This is a genomic window from Sulfitobacter sp. PS-8MA (assembly GCF_040933935.1).
Lineage (GTDB): Bacteria > Pseudomonadota > Alphaproteobacteria > Rhodobacterales > Rhodobacteraceae > Sulfitobacter.
Genome location: NZ_JBFQYJ010000006.1, coordinates 1,851,494 through 1,866,446, shown reverse-complemented (window position 1 = coordinate 1,866,446; position 14,953 = coordinate 1,851,494). Strand labels below are relative to the sequence as shown.

The following is a 14,953-nucleotide window of genomic DNA, read 5'->3' as shown; positions in this document are numbered from 1 at the left end:
CCCACTTTACAAGGGGCGCTGCGCACACCACGTCAATACGGCCTCGGCCACGGCCTCTGGCTTTTGGTGGTGCAACCAGTGGTCTGCGCCTGCGATCTCAACCCGGGTGAGGTCTTGCACGAAAGTCTCCAGACCTTCTGTGGCCTCGGGCAGCAGGGCGCTATCGTCTTGGCCCCAAATCAGCAGATGCGGTGCTTTCACCCGCAGCCGTTCGACCGGGAAGTCCGGCAGATCGCGGACCGGTTTGCCGGGGGTGGCGACCTGGAGCGGGGAGGCGCGATACCAGTTGATCATGGCCCGAAGCCGCCCCGGCCGGCGCCATTCGGCGCGATAGGCGTCGAGCCGCTCTGGCGTCAGCCAACTGAGGTCCATATGCGCCGAGAAGAGCTTTAGCAGGCCCGCGAAATCATCTTGGGCGAGCCGCACCGCGCTGCCTTCGCTGCGCAAGGCGTTGATATATTGCGAGGCCGCCGCCTGTGGCCCCCCGGCGGCCAAGGCGCGTTGAAAGGGCACCGGGTGCACGCCGTTGAGCACGATCAGACGGGCCACCAGTTCAGGGCGGAACATCGCCAGAGCATAGCCGACGGAAGCGCCCCAGTCATGGGCCAGCACGGTCACTGGCGCATCGCCAATCACCTCGGCCATATCCGCCATGAGATGGGCCATGGCATAGGGTTCGATCCCGTCGGGCGCGCTGCTTTGGCCATAGCCGCGTTGGTCGGGGGCGATGCAATGGAACTGCTGACAGAGATGCGGCGCCAGATCAGACCATGCGCCGCCGAATTCAGGAAAACCGTGCAACATCAACAGCCTCGGCAGCCCTTTGTCGCCCCAGTGCCGCAAGAAGATCTCCTGCCCATTGACGTGGCGTGTCTCGGTTCTGGTCGGCTGCATGATGCCCCCTCTCAGCCTCAGTTTTGCTGTTCTGAGAAAGTTAAGCAAGAATTACATGCGCTTGAGCCGAGGTAACCGCTGCGCGCAAGCCTGAAATGCGGGCTTAAAACCAGCCTTCCCCTTTGCACCGGCTCGGCGTAAAGCAGCTTTATGACAACAGCTATGACCCACCGCAATCACGTCCGCGCGATCCTGACGCTCGGCCTGCCGCTGATCGGCGGACATCTGGCGCAGATGGCCATCGGCGTGACCGATACCGTCATGCTGGGCTGGTATTCGATCGAGGCGCTGGCCGCGGGGGTCTTGGGCAGCACGTTTTTCTTTGTGCTGTTCATCTTTGGCTCGGGGTTCGCCATGGCAGTGATGCCCTTGGTCGCCGCCTATGATGCCGAAGACGATGAGATCGGCCTGCGCCGTGCCACGCGCATGGGGCTATGGCTGTCGATTGGCTTTGCCATGATCGCGCTGCCGGTGATGATCTGGTCGAAGCCGGTGCTGAGCCTGCTGGGGCAGGAGCCGGAATTGGCCGCTTTGGGCGGGCGCTACCTGTCTGTGGCAGGCTGGGGGATCGTGCCGGCGCTCTTGGTGATGGTGCTGAAATCCTACCTTGCGGCGCTGGAGCGTACGCAGGTGGTGCTGTGGATCACATTGGGTGCCGCCATCACCAATGCGCTGGCGAATTACGCGCTGATCTTTGGCAATTGGGGCGCGCCGGAACTGGGGGTCATGGGGGCGGCGATTGCCTCGGTGACAACGCATATGGTCTCGCTGGTCGGGGTTGTGGTCTATGTTCTGATCGCCCTGCCGCAGCACAGTCTTTTCGTGCGGCTCTGGCGGGTCGATCGGCAGATGCTGCTGCGCGTGTTCAGACTGGGGCTGCCCATCGGCCTGACCACCCTGAGCGAAGTGGGTCTCTTCGCGGCCTCCTCGCTGATGATGGGCTGGATCAGCACCTTTGCGCTGGCCGCGCATGGCATCGCGATCCAACTGGCCTCGCTGGTGTTCATGGTGCATCTGGGGCTGAGCAATGTCGCCACGATCCGGGTCGGCAATGCCTTTGGCCGCCGCGACGTGCCGCATATGGCGCGCGGGGCCTGGATCGTGACGGGGCTGTCGGTTGTCTTTTCCCTGCTCACCATGATCGGCTTTATCGGTTGGCCGGAACCGCTCATTTCGCTTTTCATGCAGGAAAGTGAGCCGGCGCGGCTGCAGATCATCGCGATTGGCACGGGGTTGCTGGTGATGGCGGCCCTGTTCCAACTGGTGGATGGCGCGCAGGTGGTGGCGCTTGGGCTGCTGCGCGGGGCGCAGGATACCCAGGTGCCGATGATCATGGCGGCGGTCAGCTATTGGGGGATCGGGGTGCCCTGTTCCTATCTTCTGGGCTTCACGCTGGGCTATGGCGCTTTGGGGGTCTGGGCCGGGCTGGTGGCGGGCTTGGGCGTGGCGGCGGTGCTGCTGAACGCGCGGTTCTGGGGGCAGACGGTGCGGCGGCTGAGCTTCTGATCCGCCGTTGATCAGCCGCGGCCCATCCGGTCGGCCTTTTTGCGCACCAGCGTGCTGCGCAGATCATGCATCGCCAGCAAGAGATCGTTGGTCACGGCGTCGAGTTGTTCATCCGTGGCCCGCGACTGCACCCATTGGGTCGTAAGATTCAGATGATCCACCGCCCGGCGGATGTCATCCATCTCACGCGCGGCAAGAGTGGCACGGCGGGCCGCGATCCATCGGTCGATCTCGGCCTTGTCGGCCTCGGAGAGCCGGTGCGGCCCATGCGGCTTCACCTCGCCGCTGCGCAGGTTCACCACGGCGATCTGATCCATCTCGATCCGGCGCTGGCGGTTCTCACCATCAAGCCGAAACACCGCCGCGCCGTTTTCGCGGACCCTGAAGTAATAGTCTGGAAGGTCACCCGCCATGGTTTCGCCCTTACGTGAGGCCAGCGCAGAAGGTCTGGATGCGGGTGCAGGCCTCCTTCAGTGCCGCGTCGGAAGTTGCGTAGCTCACCCGGAAATTCGGCGAGAGGCCAAAGGCCGCGCCAAAGACCACCGCCACCCCGGTTTCTTCCAGCAAGGCTGTGGCAAAGGCTTCGTCATCGGTGATCTCGGCGCCCGCCGCCGAGGTCTTGCCGATCAGCCCAGCGATCGAGGGGTAGACATAGAAGGCGCCCTCGGGCGTGGGGCAGGTGACGCCGGGGATGGCGCTGAGCATCTCGACCACCAGATTGCGGCGGCGGACGAAGGTCTCATTGTTCTCGGCGATATAATCCTGCGTGCCGCTGAGCGCCTCTATCGCGGCCCATTGGCTGATGGTGCAGGGGTTCGAGGTGCTCTGCGACTGGATCTTGCGCATCGCGGCAATCAGCTTTTCCGGCCCCGCGGCATAGCCGATCCGCCAGCCGGTCATGGCATAGGCTTTCGACACGCCATTGACCGTCAGCGTGCGGTCATAAAGCGCGGGTTCGACCTGCGCCGGGGTGCAGAATTCAAAGCCGTCATAGGCGAGATGTTCATACATGTCGTCGCTCATCACCCAGACCTGCGGATGGCGCATCAGCACGTCGGTCAGCGCCTTCAACTCATCGCGGCTGTAGCCCGCGCCGGTGGGGTTCGAGGGCGAGTTGAAGATGAACCATTTGGTCTTGGGCGTGATCGCCTCTTCCAGCGCCTTGGGCGTCAGCTTGAAGTTATTCTCCAGCGTCGCGGGCGCGATCACCGGGGTGCCGCCTGCCAAGAGCACCATATCGGGGTAGCTGACCCAATAGGGGGCGGGGATCACGACCTCTTCGCCGGGGTTCATCGTGGCCATCAGCGCGTTATAGAGGATCTGCTTGCCCCCCGTGCCGACGCTGACCTGTGCCGGCGTATAGTCGAGCCCATTGTCGCGCTTGAACTTGGCGCAGATCGCCTGTTTCAACTCGGGGATGCCGTCGACGGCGGTGTATTTCGTCTTGCCCGCGTTGATCGCTGCGATGCCCGCGTCCTTGATGTTCTGCGGCGTGTCGAAATCCGGCTCGCCCGCGCCAAGGGCGATGATGTCGCGGCCTGCGGCCTTAAGCTCCGCCGCCTTGGTGGTCACGGCAATGGTTGGCGACGGTTTGACACGTTTAAGGGTCGCGGACAGCAGTTCCATTTCGGCCTCGGGTTGCTTATGAATATTCTTACGTTCATAGGGGCCGCCCCCGCACCCGGCAAGGGTGTCTGTAGGAGACGATGCATGAGTGACGAGATTGACTGGTACGGCCCCGACGCCGCCACCTTTGGTGACCGTGTCGCCGCCGCACGCGAACAGACCGGGATGACACAGGCGGTGCTGGCCAAACGCCTGGGCGTGCGGCTTACCACGCTGCGCGGTTGGGAAGACGATCTGTCAGAGCCGCGCGCGAACCGGCTGTCGATGCTCGCCGGGTTGCTCAATGTCTCCATGATGTGGCTGATCAACGGCGAAGGCGAAGGGGTCGATGCCCCCGAAGAGGGCGAAATCTCGCGCCAGAATGACCTCGAAGAGGTGCTGGTGGACCTGCGGGCCCTGCGCGCGGACCTGCTGAAAAAGGCCGAAAGCGTCGGCAAATTGGAGAAGCGCATCCGCCGCCTGATGTCGGAGCCCGCCGATGTCTGAAGCGCCAGAGCACCGTCTGAAACGTCTTCAAATGCGCTCCATGCGGCGCGGGATCAAGGAGATGGACCTGATCCTCTCGGCCTATGCCGAGGCGCGGCTGCCGCAGATGGATGATGCGGGTCTGACGCTTTATGACCAGATGCTGAATGAGAACGATCACGACCTCTATCTCTGGGTCAGCGGTCAGGCCGATCCGCCCGCAAAATACGCCGATTTGATCGGTGATATTCGCGCCCAGCTTGCCGAGATGCGGGGCTGATCCCGGCGGCGGACAAGAGTTCTCGTCCGGTTTAACGAATTATTCTGTTTTATTGTCCAGTTTCCGCTCAACGAGTTTGAAGCGGAGAGAACCTATGAGCATCCAAGCCCCCGCCACACAGCCTCTCGCTGTGAAAGGTTTCATGGTCGGCTACCTTGAAGCCCTGTCATTGGTGGAGCGGCTGCACCGCCTGCTGCTGGACGTGATCAAGGATGAGTTTGAACGGGTCGGTGTGCTGGAGATCAACGCCGTGCAGGCGCTCTTGCTGTTCAACATCGGCGACAATGAGGTCACGGCGGGCGAGTTGAAAAGCCGCGGCTATTATCAAGGCAGCAACGTCAGCTACAATCTCAAGAAACTGGTCGAGATGGGCTATATGCACCACCAGCGCTGCGAGATTGATCGGCGCTCGGTGCGTGTGCGGCTGACCGAAAAGGGGCGCTATATCCGCGATGTCGTCTCTGACCTCTTTTCGCGCCATGCGGATGGGATGGAGAGTAAGGGCGTTCTGGGCGACGCGGGGATCGAGGATATCAGCCAGTCGCTCAAACGGATGGAGCGCTATTGGTCGGACCAGATCCGCTATATCTACTGATCAGCCCGCAGATGGCGGAGGGGATGCCGTGACGGAGAGATCTGGGAGACCATCAAACCATCCAATTCGCGCAGCAGTTTCTCGGCCATGGCGCGGGCATAATCGTCAAAGCCAAGCGCGGTTTGCACAAAGGCGTCGGGGCCAAGGATGACTTCAGCGCGGAAATAGGACGACAGGCCGCCGATCTCGGCCTCCCGACTGTCACCCGGCACCGGGGCATCCGCACCGATGACCAGCGCGTTGATCGTCAGGCGCCGGGCTTCAAGGCGGTGACGTATATCACGCGGACGCGGGCCGTAGTTCGAGATCCCATCGCCGGAAATGTCGAGCGTATGTTTGCCGCAGTGCGCCCGCTCGGCCAGCCGGGCCGCGCCAAATTGCATCGCGGTGCCAAGCGCGGTCCCGGGCGAGGTCTCGCGTCTTGTGGTGCCGCGCAGTTTGGCGACAACGGCATCAAGGGTCGCGTCGCTGGCAATCGCCGTCCAGGGCAGGATCACGGCCTGATCGGACGCCCCGCTCCATTCATAGACCAGCAAATCGACAGGCTGGCCGGGCAGCGCTAGCAAAGCCGCCGCGACGCGGGGATCGCTCAGCGCATCCGCCAGACCGCCGATTTGCTGGCGGTATTCGCGCGCATCGACCGAGCCTGACACATCCAGCCCGAGCGCCAGCGCCTGCCGGCAGGGCGCCTCGGCCCGCAGCGGCGCGGCGCCGAGCGCAAGCGCGAGCCCGAGGAGGAGGGCGCGGATCATCCTTTCGGCCCCGAGCGGCGGGGGAGGGTGCCGAGGACGGCCGGGGTCACCTCGCGGATCAGCTTGGCCCGCATCGCCCGCTCAAAATCGGCAAAGCCCGTCGCGATTACCATGAAAGCCCCGGGGCCGCGCAGGACTTCGGTGCGGTAAAAGCCGATCAACCCGATCTCGCCTTCAAAATCAGCCGCGTTGACCACCAGCCCGTTCACCGTCACCTCTGCAAAGGCGGCGGCGGCATAGGCGGTCAGCGGGCCGAAGCCTTCGTTGTTTTGCCCATCCCCGGCCATGTCGAGCGTATGGGCGTCACAGTCGGGCGCCTGACGCAACATTTCCCCGCCAAAGCGCAGCGCCTGTCCCATGGCGGTGGGCAGGGTGTTGGCGCTGCGCTGGCTGGCGGCGATCGTCTCCGCTGCCCGCCGCAGGGCGTCGGGGTCGTGGATCAGGGTCCAATCCAATATGATGTGCTGATGCTCCTGCCCCGACCATTCGTAGGCCGCCAGGGCCACCGGCGCGTCGCTTGCAAAAAACGCTTGAACGACAGCCGAGCTGCGCAGCGCCGCGGCCAGACCGCCACGCTGCAAACTATCTTCTGTCGGATCGACGGAACTGGAAACATCAAGCGCCAGCAGCAGCGCCAGCCGACAGGGCGCTGCCTGACTTGGCCCCGACGCCAGCATCAGCGCCAGCGCGGCACTGATGCCTGTCTTTACCAATGGCCGGTGTTTTCCATGCTGACCCATGGCTCTTGCGGGGCCAATGCGTCGCCCTCTTGCAGCAATTCGACAGAGATATTGTCGGGCGAGCGGACAAAGGCCATGCGCCCATCGCGCGGGGGACGGTTGATGGTGATGCCATTGTCCTGCAAATGCTGGCAGGTCTCATAGATATTCTCGACCGTATAGGCGAGATGCCCAAAATGGCGGCTGTCGCTGGGCAGGCCCTCGTCGCCGTCCCAATTATAGGTCAATTCCACATCCGCGTGGCCGTCGTCCTGTTCCGGCGGGCAAAGAAAGACCAGCGTAAAGCGCCCGCTGTCGTTGTCGACCCGGCGGCGTTCGACAAGGCCCAACAGCCTGTAAAAGGCGATGGAAGCATCGAGGTCTTTCACGCGGACCATGGTGTGCAGGTATTTGATGGGCATGGGTTTTCCTTTGCGGCTCAGCGGAGGCTGGGGCTGAACTTAACATGCCGCAGCCAGTTTGCCAGCGCTAGAACTTGGATTGGATGCCCAGAGCGACGGAAAGCTCCTTGGTCTTGAACCGGCTGACATTCGATGTCGTTCGGCTGGTGGTAAGACGCAGGTTCGGCGCGAACCCCGCGTAGTCCAGATCGGGGAAGAGCATGTCCAGATGGGCCGAGGCAGAGAGGTCTTGCCGGCCCCCGGGCACTGCAAAAAATGCCGTATATTTCGGGTAATCAACATGGGCGAGGGTGACGCCGCCCGACAGGATCGCCGGGCCGATCTGTTTGTTCAGACTATAGCCCGCGCTGAGGGCGACGCCTTGGCTGCGCGCATTGGCTAGATCGCCATCGGCCTTTTGCAGGTTGAGCGCGAAGCTGACAGCATCGCCATTGCGCAAGTGGTGTCGGCTGCCCAGCCCCAGGCTCAGAACCTGCGTGTCGAAACGGTTGCCAAAGGCTGACTCGCGCAGCTCGACACCGGCGTTCAGCGTCACGCTTGCGCCCCTGTCCAGCCGCCAATGCTGCGCCGCATCGAGCCGGGCGAAATCATAGCTGCGCCTGCCGCCGATGTGATATTGACCAAGTTGCAGCCCGATCCGGCTCACATCCTTGCGCGCGCCCCATGCGAAAGCATGGCTGAGGCCAATTGTGCCATAGGTGCTGCCGAAGTCGCGGTTGCGGCTGCCGGGCGCGAGGGTTTTCGCATCCCCGTCCAGCGCCGCCCGTTTGACATAGAGCCGTGCGGCTATTTCGGTCCGGCTGCTTTTGCTGCCACCAAGCCGGTAGGCGATGCGGCCATCGGCATGGGCAATCACCCCCGACAGGGCCTGCGCATTGCCGCTGAGCGTGCCGACATAGGGCAGGCCATCGATGATTTGCAGCCCCGAATCCGCACCGTTGTTGACATTGCTGCTTGGCCGCAGGCCGCCCCGGATCGAAAAGGACAGCGGGTTTTGCGCCCGCACTTGCCTGTAATCGCGCTCAAGCTGGGCCTCAATGCGCTCATTCGGGGCGTGCTGCATCGCGCGGCGCAGCCAGAGCTGGGTCCGCGTGGGCCGGCGCGCCATATAGGACATCCGCGCGGCCAATTGCGCGGCTTCAAAATGCTGCAGCTGTCCTTGGGCGAAACGGTAGGCTTTGGCCGCGGCCCGTTGCGCCGGTTTGGGCCGGTCAAGCTGACCTTCTGCCACGGCCAGACTGTAATGTGCGATGCCGGAACGGGCATCGGCCTGCAACAGCCCATAGGCAAGCGTCCGCGCCAGGTCAGACTGCCCGGTGCCAAGCGCATGCTGCATCACCTGCTGCGCCTGCGGAAGCGTCAGCTCCAGCTCCGACGGGGCCGGTTGCGGCGCAGATGTTTCCTGCGCCACGACGAGCATTGGCCCCGAACAGGCCAAGGCAAGCGCCGCCCGTTGGATCAGACGCCGGACAAGGACGTGCGCGGCCATGGGGGTGCTCCTAGGGGCTCAGATCACAATTTGGGCCAGAGGCCGGCGGGGCGCATTTGCCAAGCACGAAGACGCCATATTCGATTTCGTTCTGGAATTGGTCGATATGGCCTTCCACCCGTACGGCGCCCGCAACTTCTGTCGCGCCCGCACCGCCAAAGACACCGGCGTATTCACCAACACCTTGGTTGCTCTGCTCTACGTCACCTGTGAAACTGCCATCCGAACTGATGGCCGTAGAAACCAGTGCAAGATCTCTTACCTCTCGCGGGGTTGACGAGTTCGGTTCAAATTCGCCAGAGCTTCTATAATCCCTGACGACGCGGTTATAAATAATCCCGTCGACATTGGCGGTTGCGAAATCTGCGGTGATCTGCATATCCCCTGTGACTTCCGCCGCCTGCGCGGTGGTGACAGAAGGATCTTCACCCTCATTGGGCGTCATCAGATCCTCGCCGGATCCAGGGCCGTTCAATAGGCCGACATAGCGGCCGGTATAGTAGGCCAAACCCTGCGTGCCAGCAGCGGTTTCTGGCGCGCTATAATTGCTGGTGGAATAGGCAGCACCCGCATAGACCTGTGCATATTGAACCCCGGTGCCGACGATTGCCGCCTGGGTGTTGTTGAGCGCTGCAACATAGGCGGTGCTATGGCGCCCGTTCGCGGCATCCTGCGCGGTGTAAGCCTGATACCCGGCGCGGTCGAGGCCGGGGCGGCGGCGGTAGGCGCTTTCGATGGTGGAACCATCGGCGGCGACACCGCGAACGGTCAGGGTCTCGGCCGCCGGATTATAGGTAAAACTTTGCAGATTGCCCGCAATGTCGGCGGGGACCGCCGTGCCGTTCTCGCCCCCATCTGTCGGGGTTTCGACGCCCCCAAAGGGCGCATCCCCGCCGCCACAGGCCGACAGGCCAAAGCCGAGCGCAAGGCCCATCAAAATCCGCGTCATAGTGCTCTGCCTCAAATTGAATGCGTTTTTTGCGACATTCTCAAAGCGGTGGCGCCCCTGTCAATGTGCATGGCCCCCGCCGCGGGAAATGCTGGCCGAGTGCTACCGAAAAACAATAGCGCCCCCGGGGCGCGCGCAATCCCGTCGCATTGCTTGAGGCCACCCGCCGTCAGGGCTATGCAGGGGCAAAGGTCACGATGACGAGGGTTGCTGTGTGAAACAATATCATGATGCCTTGCGCGAGGTGTTGGAGCAGGGGGTAACCTCGACGGATCGCACCGGCACGGGGACGATCTCGCATTTCGGGATGCAGCAACGCTACCGGATGGCCGAGGGCTTTCCTTTGGTCACCACCAAGAAGCTGCATTTGAAATCCATCGTGCATGAGCTTTTGTGGTTCCTCGCGGGGGATACCAATGTGGCCTATCTGCAGGAAAACGGGGTCTCGATCTGGAACGAATGGGCCGATGAGAATGGCGATCTGGGTCCGGTTTACGGCCACCAGTGGCGGCGTTTCCCGACGGTGGGCGAGCCGATGCCGCAGCCGGATGGCACGCTGTTGCACCATGCAGGGCAGGTCGATCAGATTGCCAAACTGGTCGAGGCGATCCGCAAGACGCCCGACAGCCGCCGGTTGATCGTCTCGGCCTGGAACCCGGGCGAGGTCGACCAGATGGCGCTGCCGCCCTGTCACACGCTGTGGCAGGTGCGTATCGCGGGCGGGAAGCTGCATTTGCAGCTTTATCAACGCTCGGCGGATATGTTTCTTGGGGTGCCGTTCAACATCGCCTCCTATGCGCTGCTGCTTGAGATGCTGGCGCATGTGACGGGGTATGCGCCGGGGGACTTTGTGCACTCCATGGGCGACGCGCATATCTATTCCAACCATATGGAACAGGTCAAAACCCAGCTTGCACGGACCCCAAAGCCGCTGCCGCGTCTGCGGATCAACCGCAAAGTCACGTCGATTTTCGATTTCCGCTACGATGATTTCACCTTTGAAGGCTATGATCCCGACCCGGCGATCAAAGCGCCGGTGGCCGTCTGATGCTGAGCCTCGTCGTCGCCCGCGCCCGCAATGGAGCCATCGGCAAAGATGGTGAAATCCCGTGGTCCTTGCCCGAGGATCTGAAGTTCTTTCAGCGCGAGACCACCGGCGGGGCCATTATCATGGGCCGCCGCACCTGGGAGAGCCTGCCGTTCAAGCCGTTGAAGAATCGGTTGAATTGTCTGGTTTCCAGCAGCGATAGCGACGACGTTCATGTCGAGCGCGACCCGCAGGCGGCTTTGGATTATTGCGCCGCGCAGGGCTACCAGCGGCTCTATGGCATCGGCGGGGAAGGGATTTACCGCGCCCTTCTGCCCCTGGCCGATCGGCTGCTGGTGACAGAGGTTGATGTCGAGATCGACGCGGCCGACGCGTTTTTCCCGGATTTCGATCCGGCGGATTGGGTGGAATTGAGCAGCCTGACCCTGCGCGCGCAGGGCCCGCGTGCCGTGGCCCGCGAATGGCTGCGGCGGCGCTGAGCCACCGTCGCCCGCGCTGTCGGTTCAGGTTGGGGGGAGGGATATCGCCGCCGACAAAAAGCTAGACTCAATCAAATCGGCCCGGCAAACTTCGCATATTGAATGCCAGTGAACAATTTTGCGAGGATTATCATGCGTCTACCAACAGCTATCGCGGTCGGAGCGGGGCTTTACCTTGCCGCGCTTGTTCCCGGCCAGGCTGCGGCCCAGCCAAAAATCTACGCCTATCCCAGCAGTGCAAACTACTGTCCGGCAGGCTTGCAGCCGGTCACGATCTCGGGGGTTATTTGCTGCGGCACGCCCAATCAATCGATGACCTATGCGCAGGTCAAGGCGCATCCCGCGCCGCGCCCGGTGCACCGGGTTTCCACGCCGCGCCGCTCGGCCCGGGCGCATTGTCCGGTGGGGGTCAAAGGCTGCACCTACGATTAGGGCCGGCATGTGATCCCGGCGCGGGCGGCGCCGGGTATCAGGTCACAGCAGGGCGATGTCGGTGGCCATTTTGCGGCCATCGCGCCCTTCGGTCAGATCAAAGCTGACCTTTTGATCGTCAGCCAGCCCCGTCAGCCCGGAGCGTTCGACCGCCGAGATATGAACGAAGATGTCGTTTCCGCCGTCTTCGGGTGCAATGAACCCGTATCCTTTGGTGGCGTTAAACCATTTCACGGTGCCGTTTGGCATAATATCCGCGCCTCCTTTGTCTTTGCGTTTTTGCTCGAATGCAAAAGGGCGAAAGCGGTTGAACTGTCCTTCGCCTTAAGGAAAAGATTGCGCAGTTCTGGAAAAAATCAAGCAATAGCTGTGGAAAGCGCTGGCCGCGCCGTTGGACCGGGCCAGAGCCAAAGGGGATGAGATGCGGATATACGGGCTGAAGAATTGTGACAGTTGCCGGAAGGCAAAAAAGGCCCTGCCGGGGGCCGAACTGGTTGAGCTGCGCGAGACAGCGGTGCCGGATGATCTGTTGCACCGCGCCTATGCAGAGTTCGGCGATGCGCTAATCAATACCCGTTCGACCACATGGCGAAACCTGGATGAGGCGGCCCGCAGCCTGCCGCCCTTGGCGCTGATCAGGGCCGGGCCCACGGTCATGAAACGCCCTTTGATCGAAGTTAAAGATCGGCTGTTCTTGGGCTGGAACAAGGACATAGAGCAGGAAGTGCACGCCTTGCTCTAGCCATAGAGCCGGCGGATCGCGTGGTCCAAGGAGAGCGGCCCTGCGCCCTTGATGACGAGCAAGAGAAGCAGAAAGACCCAAAGCGCACGCTGGTCGAGGATCAGCGCATCGGGGAAACGGTCGAACCAGGCGCCAAGGCTCGCGGCCTGTCCGTGTCCGTAGACATCGGTCAGGGATTGCAGGGTGATAAACACGATGATCCCCAGAGCAGACAGGCGGGTCAAAAGGCCGATGACAATCAGCACCGGCAAGATGAATTCCGACAGGGTGCCCGCGACCACGACAACCCGGTGAAACAGGCCGAGCGCGTTGATATCATAGCCCACGGCTTCGAAAGCGCGGGGGAATATCTGCGCATAGGCCCCCGCCGCGGGTTGCAGAACGCCCCACAGACCGTCGCCAAGTTTGGTCAGCCCGGAGTTCAGGTAATAGACCAGCAAGACACCCCCAAAAACCACGCGTGCCAGGGTCGGCAGCAGCCATTCCGCGGCTTCGATGCGGTCTGCGAAGTTGCGGTAGAGAGCAGCATAGCGGCTCATGAGGCGTCCTCCTGCGACAGGTTGCAGAACACACCGATGCGGAGCGCGAGGGTCAGGGCCGCGCCAAGATCAAAGGCCCCGTCCTGCGCGACTGTCGCTTCATGCGCCGCGCCGAATGGGTGGCCTGCGGCCAAATGCTCAAGCCAGATGGCCATGCCCGGGGGCATGAGATGCGGCGCCGGGTCGAACAGCGGGCGGGTGATCACGAGGTCTTGGGCCTCGGGCCGGGGTTTGGGCGCGCCTGCGGTGAAATTGTAGCGCCAGATGTCAAACAGCGGCCAGCGGGACCGCAGGATGCGGGTGGCCGGGGCGCAGGTGAGCCGAGCGTTCAACAATGCCTCCGGCGCCAGACGTTGCAGGGCTTCGGGGTCCAGCGCCGTGCTATCGGCGGCATGGTATGACGCGCGCAGGGCCAGATCGAGCCGGGCCGCATCCGGCAGATAGCCCAGATGCGCCAATGGGGCGAAACTCTCAAGAAACGCCGGGAGCGCGGTGCCGTAATGCATCATCACGGGGGATTGCGGAGGATGTGCGCGGACAAAGTGCGGCGCGAGCTCGTCAAAGGCGGCCTTGCCAATCAATTTGCGCAGCAGGGGAAAGGCGGTTTCAAGCGCGGCGATCAGCGCATGGGTGACGTTATTGCGATACACCCCATAGCGCGCCCCCGCCGGGCGGCCCGCCCCATCGCGCAGCCCGGGCGGGACCGGCTGGGCCGGGTCAAGCAACCCCGCGCGAAAGCTGCCTTGGCCGGTCATACCAGCACCTGCGCGGCGCGTTCCGCTTCGGCCCGCAGCTCGGGCCAGTCCGGCACATCATTGTCCCATTCCACCAAGACCGGCTTTGGCCCGGTCTGGGCCAGCGTGGCGCGCAACAACTCCCAGACCGGATCGACGACCGCTTTGCCATGGCTGTCGATCAGCAGCAAAGCGCCATGGTCATCGGTGTCCGCGTCATGGCCGCCGACATGGATTTCGCCCACATGCTCGGTGGGGAAAGCATCGATATAGGCTTGCGGTGAGAGGCCGAGATTGGTGGCGGAGACAAAGACATTGTTCACATCGAGCAACAGCCCGCAGCCGCAGCGCTCCACCAATTCGGCGAGGAAGTCGGTTTCCGATAGGGTGGAGGCGTCAAAGGCGAGGTAGCTAGAGGGGTTTTCCAGCAGCATGGGACGGCCCAGCAACTGCTGCACCTCGTCGATATGCTGCGCCACCCGCGCGAGGGTCTGCTCGGTATAGGGCAGGGGCAGCAGGTCGCTGAGGTATTCCGCGCCATGGGTGGACCAGGCGAGATGTTCTGAGAATGACGCAGGCTGCACGCGGTCGCAAAGGCGTTTCAGGCGGGCGAGGTGGTCCCGATCCAGCGGCCCCTCACCGCCGATCGACAGGCCAACACCATGGACCGACAGCGCGAAATCTTCTTGCAATGCGGTGAGTTGCGCCAGCGGGCGCCCGCCGTCCCCCATGTAGTTCTCGGCGTGGACCTCGATCCAGCGGACCGGGCCGGGATCGGCCAAAAGCGCGTCGAAATGCTGGGCTTTGAACCCGACACCGGGGGCGTTTGGCAGAATATCTATACGGGGGGCATCATCGCGCATGGGGGCCTCCGGCAGGCTGCGGGGCTAGGTCCGGGCGACAGGCGCCGCCCGGTGGGGGGAGATCAGGCGGGCAGATCGCGGTCAAGCGGTTCCAGCGATCCCTGGCGCGTGGTCCCATCGGCCATTTCCGGCAGGTCAATCTCGGCACAGGTGCCGGCGTCGACCAGGGTCCAGGCGTTGCCTTGGTAATCTTTAACGGAGGTGCCGGCGCAGGTGGTGCCGGGTCCGGCGGCGCAGTCGTTCTCTCCGGCAAGCGAGACGCCGTAGCATTTCTCTTGCGTGGCGGCCTGCGCGGTGGTGGCATGGCTCGACATCGCGGCGGCAACGGCGCTGGCGATGGCGGCGGTCTTGAGCGTGTGGGACATGGTGAAACTTCCTCCTCTTGGGTTGGCGTGGCGTATGGCCACTAAAGCAAGAGC

21 protein-coding genes are annotated in these 14,953 nt (G+C 63.1%); 8 read left to right on the top strand and 13 right to left on the bottom strand.

Translation table 11 applies throughout. The features are described 5' to 3' along the window. Positions 1 to 6: 6 nt before the first annotated feature. Positions 7 to 894, bottom strand: coding sequence for an alpha/beta fold hydrolase (locus AB4M76_RS13165; RefSeq protein ID WP_368442336.1), 888 nt, complete (start codon positions 892 to 894; stop codon positions 7 to 9). A 150-nt stretch (positions 895 to 1,044) separates the two neighbouring features. Here AB4M76_RS13165 and AB4M76_RS13160 point away from each other — a divergent pair, with 150 nt between their 5' ends. Continuing rightward, entirely contained in the window at positions 1,045 to 2,400 is a 1,356-nt protein-coding gene (locus AB4M76_RS13160; protein ID WP_368442335.1) for an MATE family efflux transporter, read from the top strand. A gap of 11 nt (positions 2,401 to 2,411) precedes the next feature. On the opposite strand, the gene AB4M76_RS13155 is transcribed toward AB4M76_RS13160, so the two are convergent. Both AB4M76_RS13155 and AB4M76_RS13150 read right to left on the bottom strand, forming a co-directional pair. Beyond that, positions 2,412 to 2,813, bottom strand: a complete 402-nt coding sequence (locus tag AB4M76_RS13155; protein WP_368442334.1) for a hypothetical protein — start codon at positions 2,811 to 2,813, stop codon at positions 2,412 to 2,414. Between the two features lie 10 nt (positions 2,814 to 2,823). Then, the gene (locus AB4M76_RS13150) at positions 2,824 to 4,026 is read right to left on the bottom strand and encodes a pyridoxal phosphate-dependent aminotransferase (protein ID WP_368442333.1); all 1,203 of its coding nucleotides are present in this window, start codon (positions 4,024 to 4,026) and stop codon (positions 2,824 to 2,826) included. Between the two features lie 84 nt (positions 4,027 to 4,110). Here AB4M76_RS13150 and AB4M76_RS13145 point away from each other — a divergent pair, with 84 nt between their 5' ends. The 3 genes from AB4M76_RS13145 to AB4M76_RS13135 all read left to right on the top strand — a co-directional run bounded on the left by AB4M76_RS13145 (position 4,111) and on the right by AB4M76_RS13135 (position 5,366). Then, positions 4,111 to 4,512: a multiprotein-bridging factor 1 family protein gene (locus AB4M76_RS13145; protein WP_368442332.1), complete on the top strand. Its 402-nt coding sequence runs from the start codon at positions 4,111 to 4,113 to the stop codon at positions 4,510 to 4,512. Further along, complete coding sequence (locus tag AB4M76_RS13140; RefSeq protein ID WP_368442331.1) at positions 4,505 to 4,771, top strand: succinate dehydrogenase assembly factor 2; 267 nt, start codon at positions 4,505 to 4,507, stop codon at positions 4,769 to 4,771. Before AB4M76_RS13145 ends, AB4M76_RS13140 begins: the two co-directional genes overlap by 8 nt. A gap of 94 nt (positions 4,772 to 4,865) precedes the next feature. Continuing rightward, positions 4,866 to 5,366 (top strand): MarR family winged helix-turn-helix transcriptional regulator, encoded by a 501-nt coding sequence (locus tag AB4M76_RS13135; RefSeq protein ID WP_368442330.1) that lies wholly within the window; start codon positions 4,866 to 4,868, stop codon positions 5,364 to 5,366. Here the strand turns inward: AB4M76_RS13135 and AB4M76_RS13130 are convergent. The 5 genes from AB4M76_RS13130 to AB4M76_RS13110 form a co-directional block, all read right to left on the bottom strand. Further along, positions 5,360 to 6,118: a DUF1194 domain-containing protein gene (locus AB4M76_RS13130; protein ID WP_368442329.1), complete on the bottom strand. Its 759-nt coding sequence runs from the start codon at positions 6,116 to 6,118 to the stop codon at positions 5,360 to 5,362. The two genes, AB4M76_RS13135 and AB4M76_RS13130, sit on opposite strands and share 7 nt — an antisense overlap. Beyond that, complete coding sequence (locus AB4M76_RS13125; protein WP_368442436.1) at positions 6,115 to 6,795, bottom strand: DUF1194 domain-containing protein; 681 nt, start codon at positions 6,793 to 6,795, stop codon at positions 6,115 to 6,117. The genes AB4M76_RS13130 and AB4M76_RS13125 overlap by 4 nt, the downstream gene beginning before the upstream one ends. A 29-nt stretch (positions 6,796 to 6,824) precedes the next feature. Continuing rightward, entirely contained in the window at positions 6,825 to 7,259 is a 435-nt protein-coding gene (locus AB4M76_RS13120) for a VOC family protein (protein ID WP_368442328.1), read from the bottom strand. A gap of 67 nt (positions 7,260 to 7,326) precedes the next feature. Beyond that, on the bottom strand, positions 7,327 to 8,748 hold the full coding sequence (locus AB4M76_RS13115; protein WP_368442327.1) for a hypothetical protein: 1,422 nt from the start codon (positions 8,746 to 8,748) through the stop codon (positions 7,327 to 7,329). 10 nt (positions 8,749 to 8,758) lie between these two features. Beyond that, entirely contained in the window at positions 8,759 to 9,697 is a 939-nt protein-coding gene (locus tag AB4M76_RS13110) for a thymidylate synthase (RefSeq protein ID WP_368442326.1), read from the bottom strand. A gap of 214 nt (positions 9,698 to 9,911) precedes the next feature. Between AB4M76_RS13110 and AB4M76_RS13105 the strand changes: the two genes are divergently transcribed. The 3 genes from AB4M76_RS13105 to AB4M76_RS13095 all read left to right on the top strand — a co-directional run bounded on the left by AB4M76_RS13105 (position 9,912) and on the right by AB4M76_RS13095 (position 11,656). Continuing rightward, a complete protein-coding gene (locus tag AB4M76_RS13105) occupies positions 9,912 to 10,745 on the top strand; it encodes a thymidylate synthase (protein WP_368442325.1) in 834 nt (277 codons plus the stop codon). After that, entirely contained in the window at positions 10,745 to 11,224 is a 480-nt protein-coding gene (locus AB4M76_RS13100) for a dihydrofolate reductase (RefSeq protein WP_368442324.1), read from the top strand. Before AB4M76_RS13105 ends, AB4M76_RS13100 begins: the two co-directional genes overlap by 1 nt. Positions 11,225 to 11,356: 132 nt before the next feature. Continuing rightward, a complete protein-coding gene (locus AB4M76_RS13095) occupies positions 11,357 to 11,656 on the top strand; it encodes a hypothetical protein (RefSeq protein WP_368442323.1) in 300 nt (99 codons plus the stop codon). Positions 11,657 to 11,698: 42 nt separating this feature from the next. Here the strand turns inward: AB4M76_RS13095 and AB4M76_RS13090 are convergent, their stop codons facing one another. After that, the gene (locus AB4M76_RS13090; protein ID WP_174860032.1) at positions 11,699 to 11,905 is read right to left on the bottom strand and encodes a cold-shock protein; all 207 of its coding nucleotides are present in this window, start codon (positions 11,903 to 11,905) and stop codon (positions 11,699 to 11,701) included. A 172-nt stretch (positions 11,906 to 12,077) separates the two neighbouring features. On the opposite strand from AB4M76_RS13090, the gene AB4M76_RS13085 reads away from it, so the two are divergent. Continuing rightward, entirely contained in the window at positions 12,078 to 12,398 is a 321-nt protein-coding gene (locus AB4M76_RS13085) for an ArsC/Spx/MgsR family protein (protein ID WP_368442321.1), read from the top strand. On the opposite strand, the gene AB4M76_RS13080 is transcribed toward AB4M76_RS13085, so the two are convergent. The 4 genes from AB4M76_RS13080 to AB4M76_RS13065 form a co-directional block, all read right to left on the bottom strand. Beyond that, positions 12,395 to 12,937: a DoxX family protein gene (locus AB4M76_RS13080; protein ID WP_368442320.1), complete on the bottom strand. Its 543-nt coding sequence runs from the start codon at positions 12,935 to 12,937 to the stop codon at positions 12,395 to 12,397. The genes AB4M76_RS13085 and AB4M76_RS13080 overlap by 4 nt on opposite strands. Next, positions 12,934 to 13,692 carry a putative DNA-binding domain-containing protein gene (locus AB4M76_RS13075; protein ID WP_368442319.1) on the bottom strand — a complete coding sequence of 253 codons (759 nt, stop codon included), beginning with the start codon at positions 13,690 to 13,692 and terminating at the stop codon, positions 12,934 to 12,936. Before AB4M76_RS13075 ends, AB4M76_RS13080 begins: the two co-directional genes overlap by 4 nt. Further along, a complete protein-coding gene (locus tag AB4M76_RS13070; protein ID WP_368442318.1) occupies positions 13,689 to 14,534 on the bottom strand; it encodes a DUF692 family multinuclear iron-containing protein in 846 nt (281 codons plus the stop codon). Before AB4M76_RS13070 ends, AB4M76_RS13075 begins: the two co-directional genes overlap by 4 nt. A gap of 62 nt (positions 14,535 to 14,596) precedes the next feature. Further along, on the bottom strand, positions 14,597 to 14,899 hold the full coding sequence (locus AB4M76_RS13065; RefSeq protein WP_368442317.1) for a DUF2282 domain-containing protein: 303 nt from the start codon (positions 14,897 to 14,899) through the stop codon (positions 14,597 to 14,599). Positions 14,900 to 14,953 lie beyond the last annotated feature (54 nt).

Excerpts from the sequence above, each read along its gene's own strand:
- AB4M76_RS13065 (WP_368442317.1), bottom strand. The coding sequence starts at position 14,899 with ATGTCCCACACGCTCAAGACCGCCGCCATCGCCAGCGCCGTTGCCGCC.
- AB4M76_RS13120 (WP_368442328.1), bottom strand. The coding sequence starts at position 7,259 with ATGCCCATCAAATACCTGCACACCATGGTCCGCGTGAAAGACCTCGAT.
- AB4M76_RS13070 (WP_368442318.1), bottom strand. The coding sequence starts at position 14,534 with ATGCGCGATGATGCCCCCCGTATAGATATTCTGCCAAACGCCCCCGGT.
- AB4M76_RS13095 (WP_368442323.1), top strand. The coding sequence starts at position 11,357 with ATGCGTCTACCAACAGCTATCGCGGTCGGAGCGGGGCTTTACCTTGCC.
- AB4M76_RS13090 (WP_174860032.1), bottom strand. The coding sequence starts at position 11,905 with ATGCCAAACGGCACCGTGAAATGGTTTAACGCCACCAAAGGATACGGG.
- AB4M76_RS13150 (WP_368442333.1), bottom strand. The coding sequence starts at position 4,026 with ATGGAACTGCTGTCCGCGACCCTTAAACGTGTCAAACCGTCGCCAACC.
- AB4M76_RS13110 (WP_368442326.1), bottom strand. The coding sequence starts at position 9,697 with ATGACGCGGATTTTGATGGGCCTTGCGCTCGGCTTTGGCCTGTCGGCC.
- AB4M76_RS13115 (WP_368442327.1), bottom strand. The coding sequence starts at position 8,748 with ATGGCCGCGCACGTCCTTGTCCGGCGTCTGATCCAACGGGCGGCGCTT.
- AB4M76_RS13140 (WP_368442331.1), top strand. The coding sequence starts at position 4,505 with ATGTCTGAAGCGCCAGAGCACCGTCTGAAACGTCTTCAAATGCGCTCC.
- AB4M76_RS13135 (WP_368442330.1), top strand. The coding sequence starts at position 4,866 with ATGAGCATCCAAGCCCCCGCCACACAGCCTCTCGCTGTGAAAGGTTTC.
- AB4M76_RS13165 (WP_368442336.1), bottom strand. The coding sequence starts at position 894 with ATGCAGCCGACCAGAACCGAGACACGCCACGTCAATGGGCAGGAGATC.
- AB4M76_RS13125 (WP_368442436.1), bottom strand. The coding sequence starts at position 6,795 with ATGCTGGCGTCGGGGCCAAGTCAGGCAGCGCCCTGTCGGCTGGCGCTG.
- AB4M76_RS13075 (WP_368442319.1), bottom strand. The coding sequence starts at position 13,692 with ATGACCGGCCAAGGCAGCTTTCGCGCGGGGTTGCTTGACCCGGCCCAG.
- AB4M76_RS13160 (WP_368442335.1), top strand. The coding sequence starts at position 1,045 with ATGACAACAGCTATGACCCACCGCAATCACGTCCGCGCGATCCTGACG.
- AB4M76_RS13145 (WP_368442332.1), top strand. The coding sequence starts at position 4,111 with ATGAGTGACGAGATTGACTGGTACGGCCCCGACGCCGCCACCTTTGGT.
- AB4M76_RS13080 (WP_368442320.1), bottom strand. The coding sequence starts at position 12,937 with ATGAGCCGCTATGCTGCTCTCTACCGCAACTTCGCAGACCGCATCGAA.
- AB4M76_RS13130 (WP_368442329.1), bottom strand. The coding sequence starts at position 6,118 with ATGATCCGCGCCCTCCTCCTCGGGCTCGCGCTTGCGCTCGGCGCCGCG.
- AB4M76_RS13085 (WP_368442321.1), top strand. The coding sequence starts at position 12,078 with ATGCGGATATACGGGCTGAAGAATTGTGACAGTTGCCGGAAGGCAAAA.
- AB4M76_RS13155 (WP_368442334.1), bottom strand. The coding sequence starts at position 2,813 with ATGGCGGGTGACCTTCCAGACTATTACTTCAGGGTCCGCGAAAACGGC.
- AB4M76_RS13100 (WP_368442324.1), top strand. The coding sequence starts at position 10,745 with ATGCTGAGCCTCGTCGTCGCCCGCGCCCGCAATGGAGCCATCGGCAAA.